The organism is Streptomyces sp. NPDC005004 (assembly GCF_053600675.1).
Window position 1 is genome coordinate 86,628 of record NZ_JBSGAH010000017.1, and the last position, 12,373, is coordinate 99,000.

13 protein-coding genes are annotated in these 12,373 nt (G+C 72.7%); 4 read left to right on the forward strand and 9 right to left on the reverse strand.

The genetic code is table 11. The annotated features are described in order from the left end of the window. Positions 1 to 392 precede the first annotated feature (392 nt). Both ACWEEU_RS23640 and ACWEEU_RS23645 read left to right on the forward strand, forming a co-directional pair. The gene (locus tag ACWEEU_RS23640) at positions 393 to 1,190 is read left to right on the forward strand and encodes a hypothetical protein (RefSeq protein ID WP_451734775.1); all 798 of its coding nucleotides are present in this window, start codon (positions 393 to 395) and stop codon (positions 1,188 to 1,190) included. A gap of 392 nt (positions 1,191 to 1,582) precedes the next feature. Then, entirely contained in the window at positions 1,583 to 1,990 is a 408-nt protein-coding gene (locus tag ACWEEU_RS23645) for a hypothetical protein (RefSeq protein ID WP_451734777.1), read from the forward strand. A 64-nt stretch (positions 1,991 to 2,054) separates the two neighbouring features. On the opposite strand, the gene der is transcribed toward ACWEEU_RS23645, so the two are convergent. The 4 genes from der to ACWEEU_RS23665 form a co-directional block, all read right to left on the reverse strand. Then, positions 2,055 to 3,539 (reverse strand): ribosome biogenesis GTPase Der, encoded by a 1,485-nt coding sequence (der, locus tag ACWEEU_RS23650; RefSeq protein WP_385747058.1) that lies wholly within the window; start codon positions 3,537 to 3,539, stop codon positions 2,055 to 2,057. 64 nt (positions 3,540 to 3,603) lie between these two features. Continuing rightward, positions 3,604 to 4,206 carry a lysophospholipid acyltransferase family protein gene (locus ACWEEU_RS23655; RefSeq protein ID WP_451734823.1) on the reverse strand — a complete coding sequence of 201 codons (603 nt, stop codon included), beginning with the start codon at positions 4,204 to 4,206 and terminating at the stop codon, positions 3,604 to 3,606. A 62-nt stretch (positions 4,207 to 4,268) separates the two neighbouring features. Then, the gene (cmk, locus tag ACWEEU_RS23660; RefSeq protein WP_451734779.1) at positions 4,269 to 4,961 is read right to left on the reverse strand and encodes a (d)CMP kinase; all 693 of its coding nucleotides are present in this window, start codon (positions 4,959 to 4,961) and stop codon (positions 4,269 to 4,271) included. Between the two features lie 141 nt (positions 4,962 to 5,102). After that, positions 5,103 to 6,188: a prephenate dehydrogenase gene (locus ACWEEU_RS23665; RefSeq protein ID WP_385747062.1), complete on the reverse strand. Its 1,086-nt coding sequence runs from the start codon at positions 6,186 to 6,188 to the stop codon at positions 5,103 to 5,105. A 354-nt stretch (positions 6,189 to 6,542) separates the two neighbouring features. Here ACWEEU_RS23665 and ACWEEU_RS23670 point away from each other — a divergent pair, with 354 nt between their 5' ends. Together ACWEEU_RS23670 and ACWEEU_RS23675 are read left to right on the forward strand one after the other, a co-directional pair. Continuing rightward, the gene (locus ACWEEU_RS23670) at positions 6,543 to 6,977 is read left to right on the forward strand and encodes a Rieske (2Fe-2S) protein (RefSeq protein ID WP_385747063.1); all 435 of its coding nucleotides are present in this window, start codon (positions 6,543 to 6,545) and stop codon (positions 6,975 to 6,977) included. Positions 6,978 to 6,999: 22 nt separating this feature from the next. Beyond that, positions 7,000 to 7,755: a nucleotidyltransferase domain-containing protein gene (locus tag ACWEEU_RS23675; RefSeq protein WP_451734782.1), complete on the forward strand. Its 756-nt coding sequence runs from the start codon at positions 7,000 to 7,002 to the stop codon at positions 7,753 to 7,755. Here ACWEEU_RS23675 and ACWEEU_RS23680 read toward each other — a convergent pair. The 5 genes from ACWEEU_RS23680 to ACWEEU_RS23700 form a co-directional block, all read right to left on the reverse strand. Then, positions 7,684 to 8,430, reverse strand: coding sequence for a nucleotidyltransferase domain-containing protein (locus tag ACWEEU_RS23680; RefSeq protein ID WP_451734783.1), 747 nt, complete (start codon positions 8,428 to 8,430; stop codon positions 7,684 to 7,686). The genes ACWEEU_RS23675 and ACWEEU_RS23680 overlap by 72 nt on opposite strands. 4 nt (positions 8,431 to 8,434) lie before the next feature. After that, positions 8,435 to 9,457, reverse strand: a complete 1,023-nt coding sequence (locus ACWEEU_RS23685) for an ADP-ribosylglycohydrolase family protein (protein ID WP_451734785.1) — start codon at positions 9,455 to 9,457, stop codon at positions 8,435 to 8,437. Positions 9,458 to 9,599: 142 nt separating this feature from the next. Next, on the reverse strand, positions 9,600 to 10,670 hold the full coding sequence (locus ACWEEU_RS23690; protein WP_385747070.1) for a pseudouridine synthase: 1,071 nt from the start codon (positions 10,668 to 10,670) through the stop codon (positions 9,600 to 9,602). A gap of 13 nt (positions 10,671 to 10,683) precedes the next feature. Continuing rightward, the gene (gene scpB / locus ACWEEU_RS23695; RefSeq protein WP_451734787.1) at positions 10,684 to 11,310 is read right to left on the reverse strand and encodes an SMC-Scp complex subunit ScpB; all 627 of its coding nucleotides are present in this window, start codon (positions 11,308 to 11,310) and stop codon (positions 10,684 to 10,686) included. Then, complete coding sequence (locus ACWEEU_RS23700; protein ID WP_451734789.1) at positions 11,307 to 12,257, reverse strand: segregation and condensation protein A; 951 nt, start codon at positions 12,255 to 12,257, stop codon at positions 11,307 to 11,309. Before ACWEEU_RS23700 ends, scpB begins: the two co-directional genes overlap by 4 nt. Between the last annotated feature and the right edge of the window lie 116 nt (positions 12,258 to 12,373).

The window sequence follows — 12,373 nt, forward strand, 5'->3', positions numbered from 1 at the left end:
GCTCGTTGCACACGGCGGAGGAATCTAGGGAGGACAGCTCGCGGATTTCAACCAACACCCCTTCTTTCCAGGCCAGTTGGTTGTTACCGCCGGTATCGTCGATTTCCGGCCACCCACTAGATGCCTCTATCTGATGACATAACGGATGGTCACCTTTGAGCACTGTGACCCAGTTCACTCGTTCAAGTCCCTTGACTGTGCGCGAAATTGACGCTGAGTGGCCGATTCCGCACCAAACGTGACGGCGGCGGCGGGATGGTTCGATTACGTTCGCCTGAAGGCGTGACTCCCACCACAGGACGCCCGTTGTCTTCTTCATGAGCCCGCGACGCCGGGCTCAGCGACCGGGAGCGACCCGGCCGGCCCCAGCACCGCATCCCGAGGGAGTCACCGTGCCGCCCATGCTCGACGTCAGTGACGCCGTACGTGCCGAGATCGGCGACGAAGAAGCCGACCGGCTGCTCGCCGGAGAGAACGCCCCGGGCAGTTACGACTGCACCTCCTGTCGCACGCCCGGCAACTCGGAGCTGGAGCGCACCAGCACCGTGCTGTTCGTGGGCGAGGAGACCGCCGTCCTGGCCTTCGCCCACGCGGGCTGCCTGCCCTCGCAGGTCGTTCAGGTCACCGAGGAGCAACTGCAGGGCGCCGTCCGCTCGATCGGCGACGGCGTGGCCCCCGGCGCCGAGGCGCCCCGGGCCGCCGCCCCGGCCGCGCCCGAGCCCGCCGTGCTCGGCGTAACCAGCGGACTCGTCCTGATCGAGGGCGAGTTGCACCCGGCGCTCGTCGTCGAACCGACCGCGCCGATCGTGCGCCCGGGCAGCACCGGGCCCGGCGACGACTTCCTGCCGCTCCTCATCGAGCAGGGCTTCATGCCGGTGACCGAGCTGGCGTCCGTGCCGCCGGTCCTGCACGGCTGGTCGGTGCTGCTCGCCGTGGGCCAGCTCCACGCGGTGCTCCAGCCGGGGCCCAACAGCGGTCAGCAGGTGGCCTGGTGGCAGGCGCACCAGCCGCTCCAGGTCACCGACAGCTGGCGCGCGGCCGCCAACAAGCACCAGCAGGTGCTGATGTTCGCGGCCCCCGTCGGCTCCATCGGGCGCCAGCCCCGCGAGGACCTGCTGCGCGACGCCCTGGACAAGTCGGCGGCCACCGGCAAGCTCGTCGCCGCCGCGCTGCCCCTCGCCGGAACCTGACGCGCGGGGGCGGACGGGCACACCGGGCCGCGTACGGACCCGCTCGGACCCGTACGCCCCGCCCGAGCCGGCATCCTGCGTCCGCCCCCGCCCCTCACGCCACCCCCGCGTCGGCCGACTCCGGTACGCCGCGCACGGAAGCCGTCCGAGGAAGGGTGCCGCGCCAGGTCCCGCGCCGCCTGCCTCACGGCCGCGTGCCGAAGCCCTGGCGGGCAGCTCGCGCGGTCCCGCCGCCCGTGCGCCCGCGCGCGGATGCCGCACGCCCGCGCAGCCCCCTCACACGCCCGCGCGGCGCCGCTCCGCGCCGGGAGCGCGGGACCCCCGCGACCGAGCACTCCCGAAGCGCCGCAGGCCCCCCGCATCCCTTTGCACGCGGCGTCGTTTGGACATACGTGCACGCATACGACACCCCGCAGCGCCGGCCGACCGCCCTCACCCCCGTACCGCTCGTCCGGCCGGGGCAGGACGGCACCGGCGGCCCCTCGGCCACGCCGATCTACGACACGCTCTACGCGGAGTGGGTCAAGACCTTCCGCACGCTGCCCGGCGACCGCAGCGGCGAGGAGGACCTGGAGTTCACGGCCTTCGGCAGCCTGCCGCAGAGCACCGGTTCGTACGGCGGGCACCGGCCGGGTTCGTTCAGCAGTTCCTACAGCGCCTACAGCGCGGGGGCGTACAGCGCGCGGCAGCAGTCGCAGTCCCAGTGGCAGCGGATCGGCACGATCGGGCGGCCGCAGGAACCCGAGGCGCCGCGCCCGGACCGGGCGGCACTGCCCCCGGCCCCGCGCCAGGGAAACTGAGGAGACGCCGAAGGGCGGTCACCGGTTCCGAGGAGAACCGGTGACCGCCCTTTCGTCGTACCCCTTACTTCTTCTTCGCGCCGCGCTTCTCGCGCACCCGCACCGAGATGTGGATCGGGGTGCCCTCGAAGCCGAACTCCTCGCGCAGACGGCGCTCGATGAAGCGCCGGTAGCCCGCCTCGATGAAGCCGGAGGCGAAGAGGACGAACCGCGGGGGCTTGGTGCCCGCCTGGGTGCCGAACAGGATGCGCGGCTGCTTGCCGCCCCGGACCGGGTGCGGGTGGGCGGCGGCCAGCTCGCCGAGGAAGGAGTTCAGCCGGCCGGTGGGGACGCGGGTCTCCCAGCCGTCGAGCGCGGTCTCGATCGCCGGGACCAGCTTCTCCATGTGGCGGCCGGTGCGGGCGGAGACGTTGACGCGCGGAGCCCAGGCGACCTGGCCCAGCTCGGTCTCGATCTCCCGCTCCAGGTAGTAGCGGCGCTCCTCGTCGAGGGTGTCCCACTTGTTGAAGGCGAGCACCACGGCACGGCCGGCCTCGACGGCCATGGTGACGATGCGCTGGTCCTGGATCGAGATGTTCTCGGAGGCGTCCAGCAGGATCACCGCGACCTCGGCCTTCTCCACGGCGGCGGCCGTGCGCAGGGAGGCGTAGTAGTCGGCGCCCTGCTGGAGGTGGACACGCTTGCGGATGCCCGCGGTGTCCACGAACTTCCAGGTCTTGCCACCCAGCTCGATCATCTCGTCGACCGGGTCGCGGGTGGTGCCCGCCAGCTCGTTGACGACGACGCGCTCCTCGCCCGCGACCTTGTTCAGCAGGGAGGACTTGCCGACGTTCGGGCGGCCGATCAGGGCGATGCGGCGGGGGCCGCCGACACCGGGACCCCCGAAGGTCTGCGCGGGCGCCTCGGGCAGCGCCTCCAGGACGGCGTCCAGCATGTCGCCGGTGCCGCGGCCGTGCAGCGCGGAGACCGGGTGCGGCTCGCCGAGGCCGAGCGACCACAGGTAGGCGGCGTCGGACTCGCCGGAGAGGCCGTCGACCTTGTTGGCGGCCAGCACGACCGGCTTGCCGGCCTTGCGCAGCAGCCGGACGACCGCCTCGTCGGTGTCGGTGGCGCCGACCTTGGCGTCCACCACGAAGACGACCGCGTCGGCGGCCTCGATCGCGTACTCGGCCTGGGCGGCCACGGAGGCGTCGATACCGAGGACGTCCTGCTCCCAGCCGCCGGTGTCGACCACCTTGAAACGACGGCCCGCCCACTCCGCCTCATAGGTGACGCGGTCGCGGGTGACGCCCGGCTTGTCCTCGACGACCGCCTCACGACGGCCGATGATCCGGTTCACCAGGGTCGACTTGCCGACATTGGGGCGGCCGACGACGGCGAGCACGGGAAGGGGGCCGTGGCCCGCCTCCTCGATGGCGCCCTCGACGTCCTCGATGTCGAAGCCCTCTTCCGCGGCGAGCTGCATGAACTCCGCGTACTCGGCGTCGCCGAGAGCCCCGTGCTCGTACTCGTGCGCGGCCGAGCCGTCGGGCTGGTTCTGGTCGTTCATGAAGTCCGTACCTCGTCGTCGTTCGTGGTGATCGGTGGAAGTGGCCCGATTCGGGCCGGTTCCACTACTCAAGTGTCGCCCAGCGCCCGGTCAGGCGCCTGGCGTTTTCCAGGTGTGCGGTGAGCCGCTTCTGGATGCGCTCGGTCGCCTGGTCCAGCGCCTTGCGCGTACGCAGCCCGCTGCCGTCGCCCGCCTCGAACGGGTCTCCGAAGACCACGTCCACGCGCGAGCGCAGCGGCGGCAGGGCCTTGACCAGACGCCCGGGCTTCTCGGCGCTGCCGAGCACGGCCACGGGCACGATCGGCGCCCCGCTGCGCACCGCGAAGTAGGCGAGTCCCGCGCGCAGCGAGGCGAAGTCGCCCTCGCCCCGGGTGCCCTCCGGGAAGATGCCCAGCACGCCGCCGCTCTCCAGGACGCCGAGCGCCCGGGCGATGGCGGTGCGGTCGGCGCTCTTGCGGTCCACCTTGAGCTGGCCGATGCCGGTCAGGAAGGGGTCCAGCGGGCCGGTGAACGCCTCCTGCTTGATCAGGAAGTGCGTCGGCCGGGGCGCCACGCCCATGACCATGGGGCCGTCGATGTTGTGCGAGTGGTTGACGGCGAAGATCACCGGGCCGCTCGCGGGCACCTTCCAGGCGCCCAGCACGCGCGGCCGCCACAGGCCGTACATCAGGCCGACGCCGATACGCCGGCCGATCTCGGCGCCCCGCTCCGAGGGCAGAGCCGGGTCGCTCACTTCCCGGCCCGCTTCTCCTCGACCAGCGTGACGACGCACTCGATGACCTGGGCGAGGGTCAGCTCGGTGGTGTCCACCTCGACCGCGTCGTCCGCCTTGGCGAGCGGAGAGGTCTTGCGGCTGGAGTCGGCCGCGTCCCGCTTGATCAGAGCCTCGCGGGTGGCGTTGACGTCGGCGCCCTTCAGCTCGCCGCTGCGCCGGGCCGCGCGGGCCTCCGGGGAGGCGGTGAGGAAGATCTTGAGGTCGGCGTCGGGCAGCACGGTGGTGCCGATGTCACGGCCCTCGACGACGATGCCCGGCTCGGCGGACGTGGCGATCGTGCGCTGCAGCTCGGTGATCCGGGTGCGCACCTCGGGCACCGCGCTGACCGCGCTGACCTTGGAGGTGACCTCCTGGGTGCGGATCGGGGCGGCCACGTCGTAACCGTCCACCGTGATGGTGGGGGCGGACGGGTCGGTGCCGGAGACGATCTCGGGCTTCCCGGCGACGGCGGCGATCGCGGTCGGGTCGTCCAGGTCGATGCCGTTGGTCACCATCCACCAGGTGATGGCCCGGTACTGCGCGCCGGTGTCCAGGTAGCTGAGACCGAGCCGCGCGGCGACGGCCTTCGACGTGCTCGACTTGCCCGTGCCGGAGGGGCCGTCGATCGCGACGATCACGGGCTTGGTCGGGGCGGCGCCGTTTTCCACGGGAGGGCACCTTCCTGGTGAAGGGTGGGCGGTGGGGTGCGGGACGCGAGGGCGCCCCGCACAAGGTTACTGGGTGTGGGTCACTCGTACGGACGTACGTCAGCCCCGGGACCGGCCGGGACCCGCGCCGCCGGACCCGCGCTACTGCCGCAGCGCCCAGCCGCGCTCGCGCAGCGCCTCGGTCAGGACGGGCACCGCCTTGGGCTCGACCATGAGCTGGACGAGACCGGCCTGCTGCCCGGTGGCGTGCTCGATGCGGACGTCCTCGACGTTGACCCCGGCGCGGCCCGCGTCCGCGAAGATGCGGGCGAGCTGTCCCGGCTGGTCGTCGATGAGGACGACGACGGTCTCGTAGGCGCGCGGGGCGGAGCCGTGCTTGCCGGGCACCCGGACCTGTCCGGCGTTGCCGCGCCGCAGTACGTCCTCGATGCCGGCGCCGCCCGCGCGCCGCTTGTCCTCGTCGGAGGACTGCAGGGCCCGCAGCGCGCGCACGGTCTCGTCCAGGTCGGCGGAGACGTCCGCGAGGAGGTCGGCGACGGGGCCGGGGTTGGCGGAGAGGATGTCGATCCACATCCGGGGGTCGGAGGCGGCGATCCGGGTGACGTCCCGGATGCCCTGCCCGCACAGCCGTACGGCGGCCTCCTCGGCGTTCTCCAGACGCGCCGCGACCATGCTGGAGACGAGGTGCGGCATGTGGGAGACGAGGGCGACGGCGCGGTCGTGGGCGTCGGCGTCCATGACGACCGGCACGGCGCGGCAGTGCGAGACCAGCTCCAGGGCGAGGTTCAGCACCTCGGTGTCGGTGTCGCGGGTGGGCGTGAGGACCCAGGGGCGGCCCTCGAAGAGGTCGGCGGTGGCGGCCAGCGGGCCGGACTTCTCGCGCCCGGACATGGGGTGGGTGCCGATGTACGCGGAGAGGTCGAGCCCGAGCGCCTCCAGCTCGCGGCGGGGGCCGCCCTTGACGCTGGCCACGTCGATGTAGCCGCGGGCCACGCCCCGGCCCATGGCGTCGGCGAGCACTGCGGCGACGTGCGCGGGCGGGGCGGCGACGATCGCGAGGTCGACCGGGCCCTGGGGCGGCGCGTCGGTGCCGGCGCCGAGCGCGGCGGCGGTGCGGGCGTGCTCGGGGTCGTGGTCGGCGAGGTGCACGGTGACGCCCCGCTGGGTGAGGGCGAGCGCGGCGGAGGTGCCGATGAGGCCGGTGCCGATGACGAGTGCGGTCCTCACCGGGCGCCGCCCCGCTGCCGGACGCCGCTCACGTGGGAAAAGCCGTCGGGACGCCGTGTGTGACCGGCCTCGCCCCGCCGCCGCGGGACCGCCCCCCGGACCGCTCGTACCACCACTGCCCTGCTCCTCACTGGCTCGCGCGCCGACCGGACCCGGCGCGCTGCTAGGCGTCCAGCCTAGTCAGGCCGGGAGGCGGGGACGGACCACCGGAGGGGCCGATCCGGTGACAGGGCGCTGCCGCTTCCTTCGTCCCGGCCCGCATCGGTGCCAAAATGCCCGGGCATCCGGCTTTCCTCACCTTTTGCGTCCAGTCCGTCACCGGCGGACGGCGCGACGTACGTTCGGAGTGACGACATGACCCAGCCCGCGACACGGCGCACGCTTCTCGCGACGGGCGCCGCCACGCTCGCCGTCTGCTGCGCGGGGTGCGGTGGCGACGACTCGGCGGCCTCCACCGCCGACGTGACCCCCGCCTCCCTCGAGAACGGCTCCGCCCCGGCCGCGCAGGCGCTGGCGCGGACCGCCGACATCCCGGAGGGCGGCGGCAAGATCTTCGCGGCCGAGAAGATCGTGGTGACACAGCCGGTCAAGGGCGAGTACAGGGCGTTCTCGGCTGTCTGCCCCCACCAGGGCTGCGCGCTGAACCAGGTCGCGGACGGCACCGTGGACTGTTCCTGCCACGGCTCCAGGTTCCGCATCACCGACGGCTCGGTGGTGCGCGGCCCGGCCACCCAGCCCCTGGCCGCCAAGCCGATCAAGGTGCAGGGAAACTCGATCACCCTGGGGTGACCCCACCGCGTACGCTCCCGCCATGCACCCCGCCGACCTGGTCCGCGACCACACCGTCTACGCCTGTGTCATGGGCTCACGCGCCTTCGGCCTGGCGACCAGCGCGAGCGACACCGACCGGCGGGGCGTCTACCTGGCCCCCACTCCCCTGTTCTGGCGCTTCGAGAAGCCGCCGGCCCATGTCGAGGGCCCGGGTGAGGAGCAGTTCTCCTGGGAGCTGGAGCGCTTCTGCGAGCTGGCCCTGCGCGCCAACCCGAACATCCTGGAGTGCCTGCACTCCCCGCTGGTGGAGCAACTGACCGACACCGGGCGCGAGTTGCTGTCGCTACGGGACGCCTTCCTCTCCCGCCGGGTCCACGCCACCTTCACCGGGTACGCCCTCGGCCAGCGCCGCAAGCTGGACGCCGACGTCCGCACCACCGGTGCCCCCCGCTGGAAGCACGCGATGCACCTCCTGCGCCTGCTGACGAGCGCCCGTGACCTGCTGCGCACCGGCGAACTCCGCCTGGACGCGGGCGCGGAGCGCGAGCCTCTCCTCGCGGTGAAGCGGGGCGAGATCCCCTGGCCGGAGATCGAGTCCCGCATGGCCCGGCTGTCCGAGGAGACCGACGAGGCGCTGCGCCGCACCCCGCTCCCGGCGGAGCCGGACCACGCCCGCGTGGCCGACTTCCTCTACCGCGCGCGCCGGGACTCGGCCCGCTCGGCGTCAGCCGAGCCGCAGGCGCACCACGAACTCGTGCAGGGCGTCGTAGGCGGTGACGGCGTCCGGCAGGACTGAGGCGGCCTGCGCCTCGTCCAGCCGGACGTGCAGCCGCTCGACGTCGGCCCGTACGCGCTCGCGGTCCACCTCGGCCTCCCCGTGCTCCCGCTCGGCCTTGGCCGCGATCAGCTCGGGCAGATAACCGGGGGCGTCCAACTGGTCGAGCAGCGTGGGCAGATGGGCCTCGACCTCGCCGCTGCCCATCAGATGGACGCCGGTGAGCAGCACGCGGAACGTGTAGAGCAGGGGCTTGAGTTCGCCGGTCTTCTCGAACAGCCGCCACTGGGTGGCCGCGAAGCCCCGGTAGTGGTGGGCGTGGTGGCTGGTGAGGACGCCCGGCGCCAGCGCGGCCAGTTCCTCGTGGGCGTCGGTGGTGTGGACGACGAGCGGAGAGAGGAGTTGCTCCAGCACATAGCCGTTGCGCCGGAGCATGAGCCGGACGAACTTGCGCAGGTCGTGGGTGACGAGGTCCATCTCGACTCCGTCGCGGACCCAGTCCCGCGAGCGGGTCTCCTCCGGCTCGCGCAGCCCGACCAGGTCGGCGGCGGGCAGCAGATGGACACCGCGCAGGTCCACGTCGGAGTCCCGGGACGGGAAACCGTAGAGGTGGGCCCCGGAGACGGTCGCGAACAGCAGGGGATGGGGCTGTTCGGCGATCACGGGCGTCAGGTCCATGCCGAAAGTGTCGATCATGGGCCTAAGCATCCCAGAGCGTTCCCAGCTCCAGAAGATCGCTCCGGTACTCGATGCGCTCCGCCCAATCCTCCGGCCACGCGTCCGCGCCGAGCCAGGCGCCCGCGAAGGCGCCGGTCAGGCAGGCGATGGAGTCCGAGTCGCCGGCCGTGCAGGCGGCTCGGCGCAGGGCGAGGACGGGGTCGGCGGGGAACCACAGGAAGCAGAGCAGGCCGGTGGCCAGGGCCTCCTCGGCGATCCAGCCCTCACCGGTGGCCAGGCAGGGGTCGGTCTCCGGGGAGACGGTACGGACCGCGCTCCGGAGGCGGTCGAGGATCGCCAGACACTCGTCCCAGCCCCGGGCGATGAAGTGCTCGGGGCTCGGGTCCTGCGCGCGGGTCCACAGATCGCCGAGCCAGGTGTGGTCGTAGTGGGTGCGGTGGTCGAGGGCGTAGGAGCGCAGGCGGCCGACCAGGCCGGCGGGGTCGGTGCCCTGGGCGAGGAGCCACACGGCGTGCACGGTGAGGTCGGAGGCGGCGAGCGCGGTGGGGTGGCCGTGGGTGAGGGCGGACTGCAACTGGGCTGCGCCGGAGCGCTGTTCGGGGCTCAGACCGGATACCAGGCCGAGCGGGGCGACCCGCATGTTGGCGCCGCATCCCTTGGAGTGGATCTGGCTCGCGTCCTGCCAGACCCGGCACTCCCCCTGCAGCAGCTCGCACGCCGTCAGGCAGGTCCGGCCGGGGGCGCGGTTGTTCTCGGGCGACAGGTACCAGTCCACGAACTCCTCGCGCAGCGGCCTCTCCAGCCGCTGCGGCGCGAGATGCCCCCGCCCCATGGCCGTCCGCAGCGCCCGCCCCAGCGCGAGGGTCATCTGCGTGTCGTCGGAGACGAGGGCGCGGCCGGGCAGTTCCCTCTCGCGCCAGGGCCCGCACGTGGCGAGGATGGACGGCACGTCGTTGAACTCGGTGGGAAATCCCAGGGCGTCACCGAGGGCGAGGCCGAGCAGGGAACCGGTGGCGGCGCGCTTTCCCGCGGGGGTGGTGGTCATGGGTACGCCCTTCCGGGCGCACCCCGACCCGGCCCCCGTTGGTCCGGCCGCATGGCCCACCCGACTAATCGTCAGGTTGACCATAAAGCCGGACCGGCGTCGGCGGCAAGGGCCCGAGGCTCAGGCCCGGCCAGGGGTCGGCCTAGAGGTCGACTTCCTTCATCAGCATCCCGACCTCGGTGTTGGACAGGCGGCGCAGCCAGCCCGACTTCTGGTCGCCGAGGGTGATCGGGCCGAAGGAGACGCGGACCAGCTTGTCGACAGGGAAGCCCGCCTCCGCCAGCATCCGGCGCACGATGTGCTTGCGGCCCTCGTGCAGGGTCACCTCGACCAGGTAGTTCTTGCCGGTCTGCTCGACGACGCGGAAGTGGTCCGCGCGGGCGTACCCGTCCTCGAGCTGGATGCCGTCCTTCAGTCGCTTGCCGAGGTCGCGCGGGATCGGGCCGACGATGTGCGCGAGGTACGTCTTCCGCACGCCGTACTTGGGGTGCGTCAGGCGGTGCGCCAGCTCGCCGTGGTTGGTGAGCAGGATGACGCCCTCGGTCTCCGTGTCGAGCCGGCCCACGTGGAAGAGGCGGGTCTCACGGTTGGTGACGTAGTCGCCGAGGCACTGACGGCCCTCGGGGTCCTCCATGGTGGAGACGACACCGGCGGGCTTGTTCAGCGAGAAGAACTGGTACGACTGCGTGGCGACGGTCAGGCCGTCGACCTTGACCTCGTCCTTCTCCGGGTCCACGCGGCGGCCCTGCTCCAGCACGATCTCGCCGTTGATCTCGACGCGGGCCTGCTCGATCAGCTCCTCGCAGGCACGGCGGGAGCCGTAACCGGCGCGCGCGAGCACCTTCTGCAGGCGCTCGCCCTCCTGCTCGGCGCCGGGGAAGGTCTTGGGCAGCTTGACGTCCTTCTTGCCCGCGTACCGCTCCCGGTTGCGCTCCTCGGTCCGGGTCTCGTACTCACGCGAGCGCGCGGGGGCCGTACGGCCGCGCCCGGCGCTCTGGGACTGCTTGGGGCCGCCCTTGGCGCCGCCGCGCGCCGCGCCGCCCCGGCCCGACTTGGGGCCGTCCTTCGTGGCGCCCGGGCCGACGTCGTAGCGGCGCTCCTCCGGGCGGGGCTTGCGGGGGCGGCCGCCCTGCCCCTGGCGCTCGTCCCGGTTGTTGCCGGCGCCGCGATGGTTCCCGCGTCCGCTGTTCCTGTCGCTGCCGCTGCTTCGCATCAAGGTTTCCGTCTTAGTCGTCTGCGTACTGACCGCCGGGCGCGTCGGGCGCGTCCGGGTCGAACGACGGGACACCCTCCTGGCTCTCGGCCTCGATCGCCGCCGCTTCCGGGAGGAAGGGGGCCAGCTCCGGAAGCTCGTCCAGGCCGCGCAGGCCCAACCGCTCCAGGAAATACTCCGTCGTCACGTACAGGATCGCACCTGTTTCGGGTTCCGCGCCCGCCTCGCGGACCAGACCGCGCTGGAGCAGGGTCCGCATCACGCCGTCGCAGTTGACCCCGCGCACCGCCGAGACCCTGCTGCGGCTGACCGGCTGGCGGTACGCGACGACCGCGAGGGTCTCGAGCGCCGCCTGGGTGAGGCGGGCGGTCTGGCCCTCCAGGGCGAGGCGTTCGACGGCGGGGGCGTAGGCGGGGCGGCTGTAGAAGCGCCAGCCGCCCGCGACGTAGCGCAGCTCGAAGCCGCGGCCCTGGGCAGTGTAGTCGTCGGCCAGCTCGCGCAGCGCGTCCGCGACGGCACGTCTGGGGCGCTCCAGGAGGCGGGCGAGGCGCTCCTCGGAGGCGGGCTCGTCCACGACCATGAGGACGGCCTCCAGGGCGGGCTTGAGGTCCAGCTCGGCGACGGCGGTCTCGTGGTTCACGTCTTCTGCTCCTCGGCCTTCTCGTCCCGGGCCTTCTCGGGGGGCCGGTCGAACTCGTCGGTGACCCTGGGGGCGGCCCCGCTCTCCCCGCCGGTCCAGCGGACCAGCAGGGTGCCGAGAGCGGCCTCCTGCTCCAGGGCGACGGCCTTCTCGCGGTACAGCTCCAGCAGGGCGAGGAAGCGGGCCACCACCGTGAGGGTGTCGTCGGTGTCGGCCACCAGCGCACGGAAGTCGCTCTCGCCGAGTTCGCGCAGCCGGGCGACGACGATCCCGGCCTGCTCCTGCACGCTGACCAGCGGCGCGTGGATGTGGTCGACGTACACCTGCGGCTCCGCCTTCGGCTGCATCGCCTTCACGGCGAGCCGCGCGAACCCCTCCGGTCCGATGCTGATGACGACCTCGGGCAGCAGCTCGGCGTGGTGCGGCTCCAGCCCGACGGTACGGGGATGCCTGCGGCCCTCGTCCTCCAGCCGCTCGTTGAAAATATCCGCGATCTGCTTGTAGGCCCGGTACTGCAACAACCGCGCGAACAACAGATCCCGCGCCTCCAGCAACGCCAGATCCGCCTCGTCCTCCACCTCGGCAGCGGGCAGCAACCGGGCGGCCTTCAGATCCAGCAACGTGGCGGCAACCACCAGGAACTCGGTGGTCCGGTCAAGGTCCCACTCCGCCCCCATGGCCCGGATGTGCCCCATGAACTCGTCGGTCACCTTGGAGAGCGCCACCTCGGTGACGTCCAGCTTGTGCCGCGAGATGAGCTGCAACAGCAGGTCGAAGGGCCCCTCGAAGTTGTCGAGCCGCACCGTGAAGACCCGGTTGTCCTCGGAGTCACCCGAGGCGGCGTCGTCCTCGGCCCGGACGCCGGCCGGCTCGGCGGGGAGCGCACCGGGCGCGGATGACCCGGCGAAGGTCTCCGTCGCAGGCTCGGTCCCGCCGGAAGGCGTCACGGACGATCGGGCGGCGGCCCCCGGCACGGTCTTGGCAGCCGCCGAAGTCGCGGCGGCCGGGCGCGCGGCTCCGTACGGATTGCCCGGCCCGCCGGAAGGCGCCTCGGGCGACCCGT

What these genes read in the sequence shown, in the direction of transcription:
- der (WP_385747058.1), bottom strand. Translation starts at nt 3,539, where the DNA reads ATGAACGACCAGAACCAGCCCGACGGCTCGGCCGCGCACGAGTACGAG.
- ACWEEU_RS23655 (WP_451734823.1), bottom strand. Translation starts at nt 4,206, where the DNA reads ATGTACGGCCTGTGGCGGCCGCGCGTGCTGGGCGCCTGGAAGGTGCCC.
- ACWEEU_RS23670 (WP_385747063.1), top strand. Translation starts at nt 6,543, where the DNA reads ATGACCCAGCCCGCGACACGGCGCACGCTTCTCGCGACGGGCGCCGCC.
- ACWEEU_RS23675 (WP_451734782.1), top strand. Translation starts at nt 7,000, where the DNA reads ATGCACCCCGCCGACCTGGTCCGCGACCACACCGTCTACGCCTGTGTC.
- ACWEEU_RS23680 (WP_451734783.1), bottom strand. Translation starts at nt 8,430, where the DNA reads ATGATCGACACTTTCGGCATGGACCTGACGCCCGTGATCGCCGAACAG.
- ACWEEU_RS23685 (WP_451734785.1), bottom strand. Translation starts at nt 9,457, where the DNA reads ATGACCACCACCCCCGCGGGAAAGCGCGCCGCCACCGGTTCCCTGCTC.
- ACWEEU_RS23690 (WP_385747070.1), bottom strand. Translation starts at nt 10,670, where the DNA reads ATGCGAAGCAGCGGCAGCGACAGGAACAGCGGACGCGGGAACCATCGC.